The 16,638-nt window shown below is 54.4% G+C and carries 19 protein-coding genes and 1 tRNA gene; 4 read left to right on the top strand and 16 right to left on the bottom strand.

What is annotated here, in order from left to right; genetic code table 11:
• Positions 1–3: 3 nt before the first annotated feature.
• The 3 genes from Q0746_RS00385 to Q0746_RS00375 form a co-directional block, all read right to left on the bottom strand.
• Positions 4–267: an acyl carrier protein gene (locus Q0746_RS00385; RefSeq protein WP_298256096.1), complete on the bottom strand. Its 264-nt coding sequence runs from the start codon at positions 265–267 to the stop codon at positions 4–6.
• A gap of 67 nt (positions 268–334) precedes the next feature.
• A complete protein-coding gene (gene lpxD, locus Q0746_RS00380) occupies positions 335–1,399 on the bottom strand; it encodes a UDP-3-O-(3-hydroxymyristoyl)glucosamine N-acyltransferase (protein WP_298256094.1) in 1,065 nt (354 codons plus the stop codon).
• Between the two features lie 73 nt (positions 1,400–1,472).
• The gene (locus Q0746_RS00375; protein ID WP_298256092.1) at positions 1,473–3,083 is read right to left on the bottom strand and encodes a L,D-transpeptidase family protein; all 1,611 of its coding nucleotides are present in this window, start codon (positions 3,081–3,083) and stop codon (positions 1,473–1,475) included.
• A gap of 324 nt (positions 3,084–3,407) precedes the next feature.
• Here Q0746_RS00375 and Q0746_RS00370 point away from each other — a divergent pair, with 324 nt between their 5' ends.
• Positions 3,408–3,977: a DUF882 domain-containing protein gene (locus Q0746_RS00370; protein ID WP_298256090.1), complete on the top strand. Its 570-nt coding sequence runs from the start codon at positions 3,408–3,410 to the stop codon at positions 3,975–3,977.
• A gap of 403 nt (positions 3,978–4,380) precedes the next feature.
• On the opposite strand, the gene Q0746_RS00365 is transcribed toward Q0746_RS00370, so the two are convergent.
• The 13 genes from Q0746_RS00365 to Q0746_RS00305 all read right to left on the bottom strand — a co-directional run bounded on the left by Q0746_RS00365 (position 4,381) and on the right by Q0746_RS00305 (position 14,850).
• Entirely contained in the window at positions 4,381–5,496 is a 1,116-nt protein-coding gene (locus Q0746_RS00365) for a hypothetical protein (protein ID WP_298256088.1), read from the bottom strand.
• Positions 5,497–5,871: 375 nt separating this feature from the next.
• Positions 5,872–5,948 (bottom strand) — tRNA-Arg (locus tag Q0746_RS00360).
• 55 nt (positions 5,949–6,003) lie between these two features.
• A complete protein-coding gene (locus Q0746_RS00355; RefSeq protein ID WP_298256086.1) occupies positions 6,004–7,224 on the bottom strand; it encodes a cysteine desulfurase in 1,221 nt (406 codons plus the stop codon).
• Positions 7,217–7,813: a YIP1 family protein gene (locus Q0746_RS00350; protein WP_298256083.1), complete on the bottom strand. Its 597-nt coding sequence runs from the start codon at positions 7,811–7,813 to the stop codon at positions 7,217–7,219. Before Q0746_RS00350 ends, Q0746_RS00355 begins: the two co-directional genes overlap by 8 nt.
• Complete coding sequence (locus tag Q0746_RS00345) at positions 7,813–8,301, bottom strand: YIP1 family protein (protein ID WP_298256081.1); 489 nt, start codon at positions 8,299–8,301, stop codon at positions 7,813–7,815. Before Q0746_RS00345 ends, Q0746_RS00350 begins: the two co-directional genes overlap by 1 nt.
• 3 nt (positions 8,302–8,304) lie before the next feature.
• Positions 8,305–9,576, bottom strand: coding sequence for a Fe-S cluster assembly protein SufD (sufD, locus tag Q0746_RS00340; protein ID WP_298256079.1), 1,272 nt, complete (start codon positions 9,574–9,576; stop codon positions 8,305–8,307).
• 1 nt (position 9,577) lies between these two features.
• A complete protein-coding gene (gene sufC, locus Q0746_RS00335; RefSeq protein WP_298256077.1) occupies positions 9,578–10,333 on the bottom strand; it encodes a Fe-S cluster assembly ATPase SufC in 756 nt (251 codons plus the stop codon).
• 79 nt (positions 10,334–10,412) lie between these two features.
• Entirely contained in the window at positions 10,413–11,009 is a 597-nt protein-coding gene (locus Q0746_RS00330; RefSeq protein ID WP_298256075.1) for a hypothetical protein, read from the bottom strand.
• A gap of 90 nt (positions 11,010–11,099) precedes the next feature.
• Entirely contained in the window at positions 11,100–11,447 is a 348-nt protein-coding gene (locus tag Q0746_RS00325) for a hypothetical protein (protein WP_298256073.1), read from the bottom strand.
• Entirely contained in the window at positions 11,444–11,797 is a 354-nt protein-coding gene (locus Q0746_RS00320; RefSeq protein ID WP_298256071.1) for a hypothetical protein, read from the bottom strand. Before Q0746_RS00320 ends, Q0746_RS00325 begins: the two co-directional genes overlap by 4 nt.
• On the bottom strand, positions 11,798–13,324 hold the full coding sequence (sufB, locus tag Q0746_RS00315; protein ID WP_298256069.1) for a Fe-S cluster assembly protein SufB: 1,527 nt from the start codon (positions 13,322–13,324) through the stop codon (positions 11,798–11,800). It abuts the gene before it with no gap.
• Between the two features lie 14 nt (positions 13,325–13,338).
• Entirely contained in the window at positions 13,339–14,385 is a 1,047-nt protein-coding gene (locus Q0746_RS00310; RefSeq protein WP_298256067.1) for a cysteine desulfurase family protein, read from the bottom strand.
• Between the two features lie 3 nt (positions 14,386–14,388).
• Positions 14,389–14,850, bottom strand: a complete 462-nt coding sequence (locus Q0746_RS00305) for an Rrf2 family transcriptional regulator (RefSeq protein ID WP_298256065.1) — start codon at positions 14,848–14,850, stop codon at positions 14,389–14,391.
• A 173-nt stretch (positions 14,851–15,023) separates the two neighbouring features.
• Between Q0746_RS00305 and Q0746_RS00300 the strand changes: the two genes are divergently transcribed.
• From Q0746_RS00300 to Q0746_RS00290, 3 genes are read left to right on the top strand one after another with little or no spacing between them, the layout of a single operon-like run.
• Complete coding sequence (locus Q0746_RS00300; RefSeq protein WP_298256063.1) at positions 15,024–15,680, top strand: alpha/beta hydrolase; 657 nt, start codon at positions 15,024–15,026, stop codon at positions 15,678–15,680.
• Positions 15,680–15,928, top strand: coding sequence for a hypothetical protein (locus Q0746_RS00295; RefSeq protein WP_298256061.1), 249 nt, complete (start codon positions 15,680–15,682; stop codon positions 15,926–15,928). The genes Q0746_RS00300 and Q0746_RS00295 overlap by 1 nt, the downstream gene beginning before the upstream one ends.
• A 28-nt stretch (positions 15,929–15,956) precedes the next feature.
• The gene (locus Q0746_RS00290) at positions 15,957–16,535 is read left to right on the top strand and encodes an HD domain-containing protein (RefSeq protein WP_298256059.1); all 579 of its coding nucleotides are present in this window, start codon (positions 15,957–15,959) and stop codon (positions 16,533–16,535) included.
• The last annotated feature ends 103 nt before the right edge of the window (positions 16,536–16,638 follow it).

The following is a 16,638-nucleotide window of genomic DNA, read 5'->3' as shown; positions in this document are numbered from 1 at the left end:
TGCTTATTTTTGCTCCGCAACCAGACCCTCTACGGCCTTGATAATGCTTGTCACATTAGAAATATCGAAGTCGCTGGCTGCCGGATCATTGGCGTTAAAGGGCACCGAGATGTCAAAGGCTTCTTCAATCGCGAAAATGCTTTCAACCAACCCGAGGCTGTCGATCCCCAGATCTTCTAGCGTTGCCTCTAATTTGATGTCTTCCACCTGCAAAACGGCCTGCTCTGCAATGATGGAGATCACCTGATCTTTCACGCTATCGGTCATAGAGCGTCCCCCGCTTTCAACTCACCTTGCGCAAGATTTAAGGGTTCGCGGCTGGTATTGCTACAATCTATTTGTCTTGTTTCAAAGACTTCATAAACCGCGGCAATCGGCGCATCGCCTTTTGTATCTCGATATGCGTCTCCATTTTCACAGCCGGATACCCCAGCAAAACCCGCCCCGCGGGCGCATTGGTGAAAATCTTTGTTCCGCCGCCTGCGATAACGTCGTCGCCTACGAAAATATTGTCGTTCACCCCGCATTGCCCCGCCATAACCACGCGGTTCCCGATACGAGACGAGCCAGCAATCCCCACCTGCCCGCACAGCAGGCAATCGTCCCCGATTTGAACGTTATGTCCAATGTGCACGAGGTTATCGAGTTTGGTGCCATTGCCAATCGAGGTATCGCGAATTGTGCCGCGATCAATGGCGCTATTCGCCCCGATCTCCACGTCATCGCCAATACGAACCGACCCGAGCGAATGAATGCGCGTCCAGCTCTGCGGCCCTGCCTCGCCTTGGTCCCCCAATGATTTTCGCACGTTTTCGACGCCGCTTTTCTCTGGCGTCACAAAGGAAAACCCGTCGGACCCGATCACACATCCTGGCTGCGCAATAAACCTGTCGCCGATATTCACCCGTGCACCGATGCGAACACCGTTCAGTATCAATGTATTACGGCCAATAGTTGATCCTTCGGCGATCGAAACATGAGAAGCAATCCGAGCGCCCTCGCCAATCTCGACGTCCCGCCCGATCATCACAAAAGCAGCAATTGCTGCGCCATCACCGATTTTGGCGCTCGGATGCACAACTGCCATCGGGTGAATACCTGCTTCGATCTCAGGCCCAGGGTCCATCAGCTTGGTCAGTCCAGACATGGCAAATCGCGGGCGTGGCACGAAAATCGCGGCTTGTAAGCCCAACGCCTGCCAATCCGCCCCCTGCCACAAGATGGCGGCTTGCGCGGATCCTTGCGCCAATCCATCGGCATATTTCGGATCCATCGCCAAGGCCAAATGTTCGGTCCCTGCTGAGGCAGGCTCGGAGGCGCCGGAAACCGTTAACGCACCATTGCCCTCAAGCGTGGCACCCAATGCTGTTGCGATTTGGGTTAGGGTGAAATCCGTCATGGCGTGTGCTCCGGCATAAAGAAAGGCGCGCTGCGGTCACCCGCTGCGCGCCCGAAAGACCTAAGGCAGATGTTTAGCTGGCTACAGAGCGCAGCGAAACCCCAGCACGACTAAGCGCCGCGAAAATTTGTGTATCGCGGTTGTAAACGTCATTGCGGTAATGCGCGTTGCCCTTCGCATCCACCCAAGCAGTGTAATACACAAGATGAACCGGCAACGGGGTCCGCAGGTCGACACGACGCTCGTTTTTAGTCCGCAATACGCCTTGGAAGAACCCTTCGGGATCGTTTTCCTGCGCGGCCAACAAAGCATAGGCAAAGTCGAACGGCTTATGCACACGGATGCAGCCGTGGCTGAAAGCGCGTGACTCGCGCCCAAACAGGGATTTGGAGGGCGTGTCATGCAAGTAGATGTTGTGTTTGTTCGGGAAAATGAACTTCACCAAGCCCAATGCGTTGCCCTTGGAGGGCGGCTGCTTCATCGAATAGGGAAAGTTCTTCTCATTGTACTGGGAGAAGTTGATCGAGCTTCGGCTCACCGGTTTGCCGTTGCGACCGATGATCTGGAGCTGACCGGCGGCCCCTTTGTTGCGTTTCAACAAAGGCAGATACTCTTTGGTCACGATCGAGCGCGGGACATACCAGCTAGGATTGATCACCATGAATTCCATGACATCCGAAAACTCGGGCGTACGGCGGTCGGATGTATTCTTGCCCACAACGACCCGTGACCGGAAGGTCGACTTGCCGTTCTTCATCAAGTCGACGTGGAAATCCGGAATGTTGACCCAGACGTGGTTTTTCTCAACCGGTCGGCTGTTCCAGCGCTGGCGCTCCATCGCAACAAGAACCTGCTGCAACCGATCCTGCACGCCTTTGTTCAACTGCGCAATTGTAGAGCCACCGGCCACGCCATCAGGGGACAAGCCGTGGTTCACTTGGAATTTCTGCACTGCTGATTGAATATTTGCGTCATAGGTTTGCGTAGCTGATTTACGCATATACCCCATGCGAATCAGACGGTTACGCAGCTGAACCACTGCCCCGCCCGATGCCCCTGGCTTAAGGGACTTGGCCTGAACCTTATCGCCCCACCCGCCTTTGGCGATCAGCTTTTCCAGCTTCAGCTTTTCTTTTTGCAAGCGGACGTACTCCGGCTTGCGTGGGGCCAATTTCTTCAAAAACGCGGCGGGGTTGGACTTTGCAAACGCATCAATCGTAGAGGCGCGATCGTAGCGCGGCACATCCATAACGATCAGGTTATCCACTTTGCGCGGATTCAAAACTCCCGAGCGCAGGTGATCGGCGTAATCAAGCATCAAGGATGCGGCCTGCACTTCGACACGGCCCCGATCACTCGGGTTTTTGGCGGCTTTCATCGCAGCTTTCAGGCCAGCGACATCATAAGCCTTAGCCGGAAGGCCGTGGTCCTCAGCCGAGGCCAAGGCTTTCAAAAGTGCACTTCGGCGGCGGCCATCGCCATTTCCGACGAATACCGGTTTATAATTCCGCTCGCGGTAGAAAGCAGACAAAGCCTTATCGCGTGCCGCAGATTCCGCGATAGATTGCTTCAAAGCGGTGACCGCAGCCTCCGCGCGCCCTGCCCCAAAACTTGGCAGCACAACACCCACAGCGCCTGCGGCGAAAAGTTTAAGTGTCGAGCGACGGGTTGGGGAAAGGGTCATGGCAGTGTACCTCAATACGATAAGAACAATTTCGGCGGACTACATTTCACCGGCACAAAAGAGTCCATTCACAATTCCAAGGAAGCGCCGCCTTTTTTTGGCCACGTTGCTGATTGGTCACCATATATAGCGGCTGGATATACTTTGGTGACTTGATCTAGCTCAAAGACGTTTGCGCAGATTTTTGCCTATTATCACCATATTAACGCCTTTGTTTAAGACTGTACTTGGTTAATAGGCAAGGATGTGACATAGGTTTCCTATCTGGGGACCAAAAAGACGACGCCGTGGCAACGGTTAGGGCAATACGGGACAGGCACGATCATGAGCAATTCGACTTCCGCTAAGATTTCGCGGCGTGCGCTTTTGGGCGCATTTGCAGCGACAACTTTGACTGCAGCTCCAGTCTACTCCAAAGCTTTTGGCTTCCTGAAAGGAGCTGGTGACGTTCGCCGCCTGAAGATGTATTCGGGCCGCACCGGCGAGAAGATCGATATGATCTACTGGATTGAAGGCGAATACATCAAAGAGTCCCTTAAAGAGATCAACTACTTCATGCGTGACTGGCGTCAGAACAGTTCGATCAACATGGACACACGGACCATCGACATTATGTCCGCCTCCCACAATTTGATGGGTATTTCCGAGCCCTATATGCTGCTGTCCGGCTATCGTTCTCCGAAGACGAACAACATGCTGCGCTCGCGGTCACGTGGCGTTGCCAAAAATTCGCTACATATGAAGGGTCAGGCTGCTGATTTGCGCTTGTCGTCCCGTTCGGTTGGTCAAATATCGCGCGCTGCAAGCTCGTGCTCGGCTGGTGGCGTTGGTCGCTATTCCAGCTCCAACTTCGTGCATATGGACTGTGGCCCCGTACGCACATGGGGCCGGTAAGACCGTCCTAAACTCCACAGAAATTCCTTCTAAGCCGCCCGCGATCTGGGGCGGCTTTTTCGTGTCAAACCAGTGCTCTGATCAACCTGCCCTCTCTGGCCTATGAGACCGGCGGTTCTTCAAAGTAGCTGAAAGCAGGACTTGCGGATGTAGAAGGTAGGGTTTCTTATCACGGGCGTTGCGTCAAAATTTGCGCCGCCTTGCTTTGTTGGCGCACCTGAGAGGATGCCCGATTTTAAAACATTCAATAACTTAGCATGCATATTTTCTAAAATTTCTGAGGCGCTCAAGCATCTTATTAGAGCCCTAGGGAGCGGGAGCTGTAGTCAAAGTCATCGACTGCTATGCGCAGAAACCGGACTTTGCAAAGTCGGGCAGACACTTCCTGAGGGCGCTTGATCTATTAGAAATTTGTTGTGACTAAGGGCGGACTACTCTCATATCCCGTGGCTTCAGCCGCGAAAAGAAACAAACCACAAATGGCTTGGTATGAATGGTTTGTTGTTCTTAGAATGTTGAGAGGAAATCCTTCCTCGCCCTTCTCAAGGAAGGATTTTGCCAGATATATGGTGCTGTCACAGTCCGGTTGGTAAATTTCGGTTATATCCTCATCCGGCGATGTTCCGTATGGAGAGCCGTGAGTGAAACGATTTCGCAATTTGTTCGTATATTTCAGCCAAGTATCTGACTTATAAACTAGCCGACATTCGCCAGCGTGGTTATGCGCTCCTTCTCCAATCTCAAGAAGGTTCCTCTGTTCAAGAAGTTTGATGAGATTAAGTTGCCTAAGTTGAGACGGCTCAACCGCATTCAGGAGCTTAGACATACTATCAATCGGAAGACCTTTGACCTTTTTCCGACCAATTTGTATGGTGAGAAACTGGGCGTAATGATCTCGTGCCGCACTAAATGCTTGAAAAAAACCGTGCACATGGGCTGACAAGTCGAGGTTGCGGATATGCGAATAGCGGCTGCATCTGGGTCCTTGGCTTACAAGTTCGGTATGAAGATGTTCAGCCATCATAGCGATGGCATGGTTCAACTGGTGCAGGTCAATTGCAATGTGCTTTGCTAAGTCGGCGAGCCTTCTTGTATCAACGTCTGAAATGGGTTCACTTGATTTTTCGCCGATGAAGTTGAGACGGGTTCCCGATTTGATAGACTGACGTATCCCGCTAGAAATAAACGACCATCGGTAGCTAGGATTATTGTGGGGAGGGTTATGGCATGCATTAGCTGGAGCCCAACGCCAATGAGTGCCATCATTGGTTCTGGTGATCTGCTTTACTCCTATGACCTCGATACATCGATCCTCAATGAAGCTTCGGAATGTTTCGCATAGTATGTCCCCACCCCACGTGGGCTCTCCATCTCTCCAAATTGGGTAAAACTGAACGCACCCATCGTCGCGCGACCGTGCCTTCAACCCATCTGTAAGAATGATAATCTCGTCGACATCAATGCCTTGAATAGAGACCAACTCGGCATCAATTCGTTCGTCGCCGGTGGGTTTTTCCACGATGCTACCTTTCCGGTTTGTTGGGCTTATACGCCAATCGCAGCTCTACGAGCCCACTTTTTTGGTGCATTTTTGAACCACTTGCCTCTCTGAAGGGGATAAGTCTGCTGACACCGCTTTGACAAATTTTCGCGCATTACATTCGTTTATTCAAGGTATAGGTAGCGATTGCCACCCACCCAAAAATGTTAAACCCCAGTGTCCGCTTTGGGCTGGGAGCGGCCATTGATCGTGGCAAACTGGACCGCAGCTGAGTACGCCTATTTAGGCGTGTTTCGTCAAAACCTGATATTTCAATGACTTATGCTGCCCGATTTTGTCCAAAAATGGTTTAGATAAAGTTTTATTGTTTAGTTTCAGATTCTTATATTTGAATGGTGCACCCGATAGGATTCGAACCTATGGCCTCTGCCTTCGGAGGGCAGCGCTCTATCCAGCTGAGCTACGGGTGCCTGAGTATCGCTATACAAGCGGGCCAATGACGCCGCAACGCCAAACTTGCCCGTCTCAGGCGAACAACTCGTGACAAAGCTCCAATGCGTCGACCAAGGCGTCCACTTCGTCCCTTGTGTTGTACATTCCGAAGGATGCACGACAGGTGGCCGTTAGCCCGAAGTGCTCCATCAAAGGTTGGGTGCAATGCTGTCCTGCACGCACAGCCACCCCCTTCTTATCCAGCACTGTGGAGATATCATGCGCATGTGCCGCCCCATCCAACGTGAAGGAGAAGATCGCGCCCTTGCCCGCAGATTGCCCCTGAATGTTCAGCCAGTTTAGCCCATTGAGGCGTGTCTGAGCATAGTCACGAAGGTCTCGTTCATGGTCCGCAACATTCTGCATACCGACAGAGGTCATGTAATCCAGAGCCACTCCCAAACCGATCATTTGCACAATGCCTGGTGTTCCGGCCTCAAACTTCATCGGCGCATCATTGTAGATCACTTCATCCTTATGAACGTCGCGGATCATGTCGCCGCCGCCAATGAAGGGCTGCATCTCAGCCATTCGATCCGCACGCACATAGATCGCCCCCGACCCCGAGGGGCCATAAAGCTTATGTCCGGTAATCGGGTAGAAGTCGCAGCCCAGATCGACCACATCAACCGGCATATGAACCGAGGCCTGAGAGCCGTCAACCAGCACTGGCACGCCCTTGTCACGCGCCGCCAAGCAGATGGATTTCACATCCACCACCGTGCCCAGCACATTGGACATATGCGTAACGGCAATCAGCTTGGTCCGAGGGGTGATCGCGTCGATGACCTTTTGGGGATCCAGATCGCCATTCGTATCGACATCAACCCAAACCAGCTTCACGCCCAATCGTTCGCGCAAGAAATGCCACGGCACGATGTTGGCATGGTGCTCCATCACGCTGAGGATGATCTCGTCGCCGGCTTTCATCCTTGGTGCAGCCCACCCATAGGCGACCATATTGATGCCTTCGGTTGTGCCGGAATTGAAGATGATTTCATCTTCTGACGCGGCCCCGATGAAGGAGGCGACCTTGCCCCGTACCGCCTCATATTTATCAGTGGCGAGGTTGGACAGATAGTGCAGCCCGCGGTGCACATTGGCGTATTCATGGGCGTAGGCTTGCGTCACCGCGTCAATCACCACCTGCGGCTTTTGCGCGGAAGCCCCATTGTCGAGATACACCAACGGCTTGCCATTCACGGTTCGGCTGAGAATTGGAAAATCAGCCCGTATGCTTTGGACATCATACATTTGTGACAAACTCCAACCCGAAAATAGCTGCGATAATGGTGATGAGCACCGCTATGGCCAGCATGATGCCGATAAACCCTGCGATCGCTCCAAGAAGCACCCCGCCCAGTGACTTAAACCCGTGCAAAATTTGCACGAAAACCAAGAACACGCCGAACATATAGAGTGCGCCAAACCAGCCAAAGAGCAGGCCAAACACAGGCGAAATCATAAAGAACAAGATCTGCACCGCCTGCAACGCCAGCATGACAAACTGCATCCAAATGACCGCCTTAAGGCTGTCGTCAAAGGCCCCTTGCCCATCGAAGGCCCGCCCGATGTAATGGGTGGCGAATACCGTCGCAGCCAAAAGCGCCAAGATCACCACCGCCATGAACATTGGGCTGTTGGGCAGCGGGCCTTGATCCACAATCAAGTCCGAGGGCACGAAGAGCATGGTAAACTCGCTGGCCAAAACCGAGACCACCGACACCAGAAGCAAAATCAGCCACAAATGGCCGCGCTCAAACTCCAGCTTCAAGACCTCTGCGCAGGCCTCGCGAGGACGGCGAAGTGTCTGGAGAACCAAAGGTGCAAAAATATCCAACATCAGCTGTTGCTTTCCAACTCTATCAAACTGTTGATCCAGACCCATAGAAAAACAGCGAAAGATACAAAGGCCACGATCGAAGACTGCGACCCCGGCCCGATCATTGCGGACACAAGACCATGAAACAAAACAATGGGTCCAGAGGCCAGCAAGCCCCAGAACATCGCCAGGCGTGCATCTGTCACAGTTCCATTGGCCCCGAATGCTTTCGCAACGAAATGGCTCAAGCTGGCCACCACATAGAAAAAGATCGGGGCCAGCAGGAGCGTCCCAAAGAAGGTGCCCAAGGCAAGACCGAACAACGGCACCTCGCCCTGAGACAGATGCGAGGTCCGTGCGAGACCGGGCAATCGGGCGATGAAAAACAGGATGCAGGCAGCAAACAGCCAGCCCAATCCCGTGCCCTCATCCGCCCCTGCATCGCGGAAACGGCGCGCGACCTTGCGCGGCGCGCGGTAGCTTTCAAAGATGATCTGCGCCGTTGCCATAGCCTAGCTGCTACGCCGCTCGAACCACGCCTCTAGGCGGCCCAAAAGTTCAGCTGCGAGGTCATCATTGTCGATTTCTTCCAGAGCCTCACCAAGAAAGGCCAGAACCAACAGATTTTGAGCCTGAGCTTCGGGCACCCCCCGCGACCTTAGATAGAACAACGCATCTTCGTCGATCGCGCCCGACGTAGACCCATGCGAACAGGCCACGTCATCTGCGTAGATTTCCAACTCCGGCTTAGCCAGAAACTGACTGTCCCCATCCAGAAGCAAAGCTTGGCTGATCTGGTAGCCATCAGTTTTCTGAGCGCCTTCTTTCACCAGAATTTTGCCTTGGAACACACCAGTTGCCCCGTTCCGCAGAACCTTTTTGAAAACCTGACGGCTTTCGCAGTTTTCGGCATCATGGGTGATAAAGACCGTATCATCGTGGTGGAAGTCTCCGTCGCCAACAGCAGCACCGGCCACATGTGCGATGGCGTCATCGCCGGTCAGCTCCATGATGCATTCGTTGCGCGTCAGCACACCGTTTGCAGTCAAGGTGAAGCTTTTGAAGGTGCTTTCAGTGCCAAGGCGCGTGAAGATATGGGTCACGGCGCGGCGGGCATGATCACGCCCCTGCGCACGCACATGGTGGAACGCTGCCCGATCGGCCACGTCGACCTCAAGCACTTGATTGAAGCGTGCCGCAGCTGGACCGTTTTCGATCAAGGTCATTTCCGCGCCATCATCCACGCGCACAACGTGGTGCAAGATCGCATCAGAAGTATCTGATTTGTGAAGATAAGTCACTTGTACGGGCTTGCTGACCTTGGCAGTTGCGCGGATCAAAACACCGTCAGTTGCAAAGGCCGTGTTCGCAGCAGCCAAAGGGCGGTGAACCGGATTTTGGCCGTTGTTTTCCAACACCCCATACAAATCCTTCGCCCAGTGAATATCCGCCTGAGCCGCATCCGCTAGGCGCGAAATTTCCAGACCTTCCAACACCAAGTCATCCGATGCGTCAGCGTCAAAAACACCATCCACGAAGACGATGCTCAACGTGTCGATATCGTCAAAGATTGGCGCCTCGTCAGACGAGAATACCTCAGCCGCAGGTGCGACCTCTTCGGTCAAGCTCAAGGGGTTGGTGTATTTCCAATACTCGTCACGGCGCACGGGCATGCCCATGGCGCTCAAGCGGGCGGCCGCGTCTTCGCGGGCCGTTTGTGCCCATACGCCCTGCCCCTCAGGCAAGGCGCGCGGAGCGACTGTCAGTTTTTCAGCGGCGCCCATCTTAGGCCACCTCTGCCAGCAGGTCAGCGTAGCCGTTGTTTTCAACTTCCAACGCCAACTCTGGGCCACCTGTTTTGATGATGCGGCCATTCGCCATGATATGCACGACGTCAGGCTTGATGTGGTCCAGCAAGCGTTGGTAGTGCGTGATCACAAGGAAAGACCGGCCTTCCGAGCGAAGCGCATTCACGCCTTCGGCCACCAATTTCATCGCATCGACGTCCAGACCGGAATCTGTCTCGTCCAAAATGCACATCTTTGGCTCTAGCATGGCCATTTGCAGGATCTCGTTGCGCTTCTTCTCGCCCCCCGAGAAGCCAACATTTACGGGGCGTTTCAGCATGTCCGCGTCAATTTTCAGGCTCTTGGCCTTCGCGCGGACCAGCTTGAGGAAATCACCGGCGGACATCTCTTCTTCGCCGCGCGCTTTGCGTTGCGCGTTCACTGCGGTGCGCAAGAAAGTCATGTTGCCGACCCCCGGAATTTCTACCGGATATTGGAACGCCAAAAACAGGCCAGCCGCGGCGCGCTCTTCGGCGTCGAGGTCCAGCAGGTCAACACCGTCAAGAGCAGCCTCGCCGTCCGTGACCTCATAGCCGTCCTTGCCGGACAGGACATAAGAGAGCGTGGACTTACCAGACCCGTTTGGCCCCATGATCGCATGCACTTTGCCCGCCTCAACGGTCAGGTCGACACCTTTGAGGATCTGCTTGTCCTCGTCTTCAAGTTGCACGTGCAGGTTTTTGATTTCCAACATAGTTTTTCTCTCTTTCAACAGAAGCAACCCCGCATGGATTGCCCATGCGAGGTGCGTGTTAGTGCATTCGGTATATGTGTTAGTCGGTTGCAGCCTCGGCTGCCGGAGCGAGTTCCGGTGCCAATTCCGCAGGTGGTACGAAGCCCAGATTTGCCAGTTGCGCGATAGCTTGGAACTTCAAGCCGTCCGCGTGTTCCGGCGAGTAGATTTGCGACCAAATGCCCGGTGCTGCGCGCGCCATATGCGGCTCTGCGTAATGGGTGATGTAGAAGCCCGCAATGATAACGCATACCAACAGGATCGAGCGCAGACCCGATACATAAAGCAGGAAAAACGCGATCAGCGCGGACATGCCAAGCGGGCCCAAGGCCTCGACCAGCAGTCGGAAATTGTCGAAATCGGTCGCCAGCCCTTGGGTCGCGTGAAACACGCTGAGACTGCCGCCAAAAAACGACACGACCCCCAGCACGAAGGCCACGATGATTGGCTTGATCTCGAGTTTTTTCTTTTCCTCTGGAACACCCAAAGTCGGATTGAAGCTCGCGGTTTTGCCCTTCGTTTGGCGTGCACGAATTTGGTTCAGCTCGCCCGTTCCCAGCAGCCCTTCGGCCACAAAGCCCTTGCCGGAATTGATCCGCTCCAGCCGTGCTTGAAAACTTGCGTCTGCCATGCTCATGGGAAACCCCTCCGTCCGTGTTCACGGACAGATTTAGGCGGGCAGTTTGGCCGGAATGTGGCGAGAAACTGGAGATATTTTGCGCGACCATCATGGGGTTTTATTCCAACGGTCTAGGTCGCCAGATTTACGGGCTTCGGATAATTTCCGCTTCTTCTCCTCCGCGTCGATTGCACGAATTTCAGCATCGTAGGTAGCCTGCCTACGTTGCGCGAAGGACTTCATAATACGTGCAAGACCCAATCCCACTACGATAGCCATGACTACAGCAACAATCGCAACTGCTGCCCCTGAAATATTGGAAAAGGCACTATGGTTGGATAATACAGGAATACCTATCAAAACTACAATAAAAGCCAGCACACCAAGACGCGCCGAATGATCCGTCACCGGATACTTCGCATCATTTAGCGTGCTGTGTGTATCTATATCATTCATGGCTTTTTGTTCCACTTGTCGAATTCGCCACGTGCCTTAGCTTGCGCTATTCTTTCTTGTGTTTTCTCTTGGCGAATTTTATCCAGCTCGGTTTCTCTTTCCCAGTTCAATTCAGCTTCCCTATTCTTCTCCCAGCGAAAGAAAAGAAAATAGGCAAAGCCAAACAACATAGGGACCACGAGAGGAGCAGTCAAAAACAATAGAGATTCATCTTTAGAGCCGGCGATCAGAACTCCAACAAGGAACCCTGCTGAACACACAAAAGCCAGTTCGCCACCCAATGCACGCCGTCGCGAGACGGTTGCTAAGGCCTTACCAACGTGTTTTTTGCGCTCGCCGTCTTCGCTCATTTACCCAACAGACCCTTCCAGCGAGATCGCGACCAGCTGTTGTGCCTCCATGGCGAACTCCATCGGCAGTGCTTGCAACACCTCCTTGGCGAAGCCGTTGACGATCAGGGCCACAGCCTCTTCTTCGTCCATGCCACGCTGGCGGCAGTAGAAGACTTGATCGTCGTCCACTTTGGAGGTCGTCGCCTCGTGCTCTACCCGCGATGAGTTGTTCTTTACCTCGATGTAGGGAACCGTATGCGCGCCGCATTTGTCGCCGATCAGCAAGCTGTCGCATTGCGTGTAGTTACGTGAATCCTTGGCTTTGGGGTGCATCGACACCAAGCCGCGGTAGGTGTTTTGCGCCTTACCGGCGGAAATCCCCTTAGAGACAATGCGCGACTTGGTGCGCTTGCCAAGGTGGATCATCTTGGTGCCGGTGTCGGCCTGCTGCATATTGTTGGCGATGGCGATGGAGTAGAATTCGCCTTGGCTGTCGTTGCCGCGCAGGATGCAAGACGGGTATTTCCACGTCACCGCAGAGCCGGTTTCGACCTGCGTCCACATCACCTTGGAGCGATCGCCACGGCAATCGGCCCGTTTGGTCACGAAGTTATAGATGCCGCCCTTGCCTTCTTCGTCGCCCGGGTACCAGTTCTGAACGGTGGAGTATTTGATCTCCGCGTCGTCCAGCAGCACCAGTTCCACCACAGCCGCGTGCAGCTGGTTGGTGTCGCGCATAGGGGCGGTACAGCCCTCTAGGTAGGACACGTAGGACTCTTTGTCGGCGATGATCAAAGTGCGCTCAAACTGGCCGGTGTTTTCGGCATTGATGCGGAAATATGTCGACAGCTCCATCGGGCAACGCACACCCGGTGGGATGTAGACGAATGACCCATCCGAGAAGACGGCCGAGTTCAGCGTCGCATAAAAGTTGTCGGTTTGTGGAACCACGGAGCCGAGGTATTGCTTCACCAGCTCTGGGTGATCTTTGATCGCCTCCGAGATGGAGCAGAAAATCACGCCAGCCTTCTTCAGCTCCGCTTGGAACGTGGTCCCAACAGAGACGGAATCGAACACCGCATCGACGGCCACTTTGCGCGGCTCGTCGGTCATCTCCTCGGCACCTTCAACACCCGCGAGGATCATCTGCTCCTTCAGCGGGATGCCAAGCTTCTTGTATGTTTCCAAAAGCTTGGGGTCGACGTCATCCAAGGACTTTGGCTTCTCAGCCATGGATTTTGGCGAGGCATAGTAATACTGATCTTGGAAGTCGATCTTGGGGTAATTGACCATCGCCCACTCGGGCTCTTCCATCTTTAACCAACGTGCGTAGGCTTCAAGGCGCCAATCCAGCATCCACCGTGGTTCGTCGTTTTTCTCGGAGATCAGGCGCACGATGTCTTCGGACAGGCCTTTTGGCGCATAGTCCATTTCGATCTCGGTTTCCCAGCCGTATTTATACTTGCCGCCCACTTCGCGCACGGCATCTACGGTGTCCTGATCTACGCCGTCTTTGACGTTATCGACTACATCCTCAAGTGACATGTCTGTCTCCCTGCTTATCGCGCCGATTTGGCACGAAATTTTTGTTCCGCCTTCAGCCACGCATCTGCGAAGCGAAGGATCTGTTCTTCGGTTGTGTCGAGACCTACTGAAACACGCAAAGTGCTTGTCGCCGTGGCCTCGTCATATCCCATTGCTTGCACCGTCCGGCTGGCCTTCACCTTGCCGCTGGAGCACGCCGAGCCAGCGGATACAGCAAATCCGGCCAAATCCATGGCCATCACTTGCGTCTCACCCTTCCAACCTGGCGTCGCGAAGCAGGAGGTATTAGGCAACCTCTGCGCTTCTTTTCCGATGAAAATAGTGTTCTTTGTTCGCGTCTCAATGGTCTTTTCTAGAATATTTCTAAGCTCTGCAACCCGATCCCATTCCCCATTGGCCAAATTTCGCGCGGCCATCTCGGCAGCGGCCCCAAATCCAGCGATCCCAATGACGTTCTCTGTCCCCGAGCGACGGCCCATTTCTTGCCCCCCGCCCTTGATTTGCGTGGCCACATCAAGCCCTTGCTGAAGAACCAAAGCCCCGATCCCTTTGGGCCCTGCGAGCTTATGAGCCGAGATCAACGCCATCTGCGCCCCTGACCACGAAAACGCCACGGGAATTTTCCCGAACGCTTGGGTCATGTCGGACAAGGCCAAACCTTCCGGAAGCTGCTGAATGACGCCCGTTTCAGAATTTGCAAGCTGCACAACGCTATTCGCCGGATCCTGCACCGCCACCTTGCCCGCCGGATCAACAGGCATGTCCCCGGAGGTCCAAGCGCCAACGGCGTCATGCTCCACCGCAGCGCTTTGCAAATCACGGCCCGCACAGGCCAGCGCAGCAGCTTCGGTGGCCGAAGAGGTGAACACGATATCCGCACCCGACGCGCCAAACGCGTCAGACACCTGCGCACGGGCGCGTTCCACAATGGCTTTGGCCGCCCGACCTTCGGCATGGACCGAAGAGGGGTTTCCCACCACATCCATGGCCGCAATCATCGCATCGCGCGCCGCCTGCCCCAACGGCATTGTGGCGTTGTAATCTAGGTAGACGCGGGTCATTGCCTAAGCCTCATCCACCACGGTGAAGATCGTAGAAACCGCCGGACAGGGTTTCAATTCGTTCTCAATGACATCTGACAGGCGCGTTTGATGCAAGAAAACGTAAACATGCGCCGACAGGCTTTCCCACAAGCGGTTGGTCATGCTTTGCGCCTTAGAGCCGCTAGACGCCCCAGACGCGCCCGCCCCTGTGTGCATGGCGCTGACGGTTTCATCTACCGCCTCCAAAATCTCGGAGACGCGGATGGCATCAGGCGATTTCGCCAATCTGTACCCACCACCCGGGCCGCGCACCGATTCCACCAATTCTGCGCGACGCAGCTTGACGAAAAGCTGCTCCAGATAGGGTAAGGATACATCTTGCCGCTTGGAAATTTCACCCAGTGAGACAAGGCCTTGATCCGCACTTTGAGCCAAGTCGGCCAACGCAACCATGGCATAACGGCCTTTGGTACTAAGTTTCATGGCGTTATCCCTCAAATTCAGGCGAATTTCGTTGACGATGGAAGGCGCAGACCTTAACTCAAATTGACCTGCTCGGCGTATCCGCTTGGGCGAATTAGAATAGTTCTAGGTTACCTGAGCGATACTGTCAACAATAGGGTGGCGCTGGTAACCAGAAGCAAGGAAAGACGCATATGCCCGAAGTGATTTTCCCCGGACCAGAAGGCCGACTTGAAGGCCGCTACCACCCTCACAAAGGCAAACGCGACGCCCCTATCGCGATTATCCTGCATCCGCATCCGCAGTTCGGCGGCACGATGAACAACCGCGTCGTCTACAACATGCACTACACGTTCCATAACATGGGCTTCAACGTATTGCGGTTTAACTTCCGTGGCGTTGGACGAAGCCAAGGCGAATACGATCAAGGCATCGGCGAGCTGTCCGACGCGGCATCCGCGCTGGATTACCTGCAGTCGATGAACCAGAACGCCAAGCACTGCTGGGTTGCAGGCTTCAGTTTCGGCGCTTGGATCGGCATGCAGTTGCTGATGCGCCGCCCAGAAATCACGGGCTTCATTTCCGTATCCCCACCCGCCAATATGTATGACTTCTCGTTCCTTGCGCCCTGCCCTGCATCCGGCTTGATGATCAACGGGCTAGGTGACCGCGTCGCCCCGCCACAAGACACCGTCAACTTGGTCAACAAGCTGCACGAGCAAAAGGGCATCACAATCACCCACCAAGAAGTCGAAGGCGCTGGCCACTTCTTTGAGAATGATCACATGGACACGCTCACCGGTTCGGTCGAGACCTATGTTCAGCGACGCCTGACAGAGAACACCCGCTAATGGGCATCACAGAAGATATCGCCGACGGCCTTGCCAAAAAGGCAATCGCTGTGGAAAACGAGTTGGAAGACGAAAGTGTCATCCCGCATGTGGCCACATTGATCGGCGCGTCGTCCCAAACCACTCAAGAAGCCTTTTTGACCGCTGTGCGCGTCCGCAAAGCAGAAGCACGCGCGATCAAATTCCTCAAGGATAAGTTGTCAGGGAAACAGGGCGAGAAGCTGCCCACCAGCGGCGACAAAGGCTAACACGGCTCAGGTTGGGAAAACGCATCAGATGAACGACAGGCTTTCCCAACAATTCGCCTTTCTTACCGAGGCGGATAAGCTCAAATCTGTCGTGCGCGGCACGACGCTAAATGATGGCTCGCGTCGGGAAAATTCGGGCGAGCATAGTTGGCATATCGCCCTCTATGCCCTTGTCATGGCGGAGCACTCCAAAACACCGGTCAATCTGGATCGTGTGATCAAGATGCTGCTTTTGCATGATCTCGTTGAGATAGATGCCGGTGACACCCCCATTCACGGCGACCATGATCCGGTCGCGATAGAAATTAGTGAAAAAGCCGCCGCTGACCGTATCTTTGGGCTGCTCCCCACCGATCAAGCCACCGAGTTTCGCGCCCTTTGGGAGGAGTTTGAGGCGGCAGCAACGGATGACGCCATTTTCGCCAAATCCATTGACCGCGTGCAACCGGTCATCAGCAATCTTGAGACCGACGGCGGGTCGTGGCGCGCGTATAATGTCACGCAAGATCAGCTTGAGACGCGCGTTGGGTCCAAAGTGATCCGCGGTGCACCCGCCCTTTGGGGGCATCTCAAAGTCAAAATTGATGCCTGGTTCAAGGCGCTTTGAGGGACCGTCTAAGCCCGCCGCACACAAGCGGTATGCAACCGTGTGCCAACTTTCCCTACACCACAAATTAAGCTATCACCCCTAACAAAACTTTTCCCATTTA

The sequence above is a fragment of the uncultured Litoreibacter sp. genome (genome assembly GCF_947487515.1).
Lineage (GTDB): Bacteria > Pseudomonadota > Alphaproteobacteria > Rhodobacterales > Rhodobacteraceae > Litoreibacter.
The sequence above is the reverse complement of the archived record's forward strand: the minus strand, read 5'-3'. Positions and strand labels throughout refer to the sequence as shown.

Coding starts and splice junctions, on each gene's coding strand:
- Q0746_RS00325 (WP_298256073.1), bottom strand. CDS start 11,447: ATGAATGATATAGATACACACAGCACGCTAAATGATGCGAAGTATCCG.
- Q0746_RS00355 (WP_298256086.1), bottom strand. CDS start 7,224: ATGTATGATGTCCAAAGCATACGGGCTGATTTTCCAATTCTCAGCCGA.
- lpxD (WP_298256094.1), bottom strand. CDS start 1,399: ATGACGGATTTCACCCTAACCCAAATCGCAACAGCATTGGGTGCCACG.
- Q0746_RS00310 (WP_298256067.1), bottom strand. CDS start 14,385: ATGACCCGCGTCTACCTAGATTACAACGCCACAATGCCGTTGGGGCAG.
- sufD (WP_298256079.1), bottom strand. CDS start 9,576: ATGGGCGCCGCTGAAAAACTGACAGTCGCTCCGCGCGCCTTGCCTGAG.
- Q0746_RS00320 (WP_298256071.1), bottom strand. CDS start 11,797: ATGAGCGAAGACGGCGAGCGCAAAAAACACGTTGGTAAGGCCTTAGCA.
- Q0746_RS00370 (WP_298256090.1), top strand. CDS start 3,408: ATGAGCAATTCGACTTCCGCTAAGATTTCGCGGCGTGCGCTTTTGGGC.
- Q0746_RS00290 (WP_298256059.1), top strand. CDS start 15,957: ATGAACGACAGGCTTTCCCAACAATTCGCCTTTCTTACCGAGGCGGAT.
- Q0746_RS00295 (WP_298256061.1), top strand. CDS start 15,680: ATGGGCATCACAGAAGATATCGCCGACGGCCTTGCCAAAAAGGCAATC.
- Q0746_RS00350 (WP_298256083.1), bottom strand. CDS start 7,813: ATGTTGGATATTTTTGCACCTTTGGTTCTCCAGACACTTCGCCGTCCT.
- Q0746_RS00375 (WP_298256092.1), bottom strand. CDS start 3,083: ATGACCCTTTCCCCAACCCGTCGCTCGACACTTAAACTTTTCGCCGCA.
- Q0746_RS00330 (WP_298256075.1), bottom strand. CDS start 11,009: ATGAGCATGGCAGACGCAAGTTTTCAAGCACGGCTGGAGCGGATCAAT.
- sufB (WP_298256069.1), bottom strand. CDS start 13,324: ATGTCACTTGAGGATGTAGTCGATAACGTCAAAGACGGCGTAGATCAG.
- sufC (WP_298256077.1), bottom strand. CDS start 10,333: ATGTTGGAAATCAAAAACCTGCACGTGCAACTTGAAGACGAGGACAAG.
- Q0746_RS00305 (WP_298256065.1), bottom strand. CDS start 14,850: ATGAAACTTAGTACCAAAGGCCGTTATGCCATGGTTGCGTTGGCCGAC.
- Q0746_RS00385 (WP_298256096.1), bottom strand. CDS start 267: ATGACCGATAGCGTGAAAGATCAGGTGATCTCCATCATTGCAGAGCAG.
- Q0746_RS00345 (WP_298256081.1), bottom strand. CDS start 8,301: ATGGCAACGGCGCAGATCATCTTTGAAAGCTACCGCGCGCCGCGCAAG.
- Q0746_RS00300 (WP_298256063.1), top strand. CDS start 15,024: ATGCCCGAAGTGATTTTCCCCGGACCAGAAGGCCGACTTGAAGGCCGC.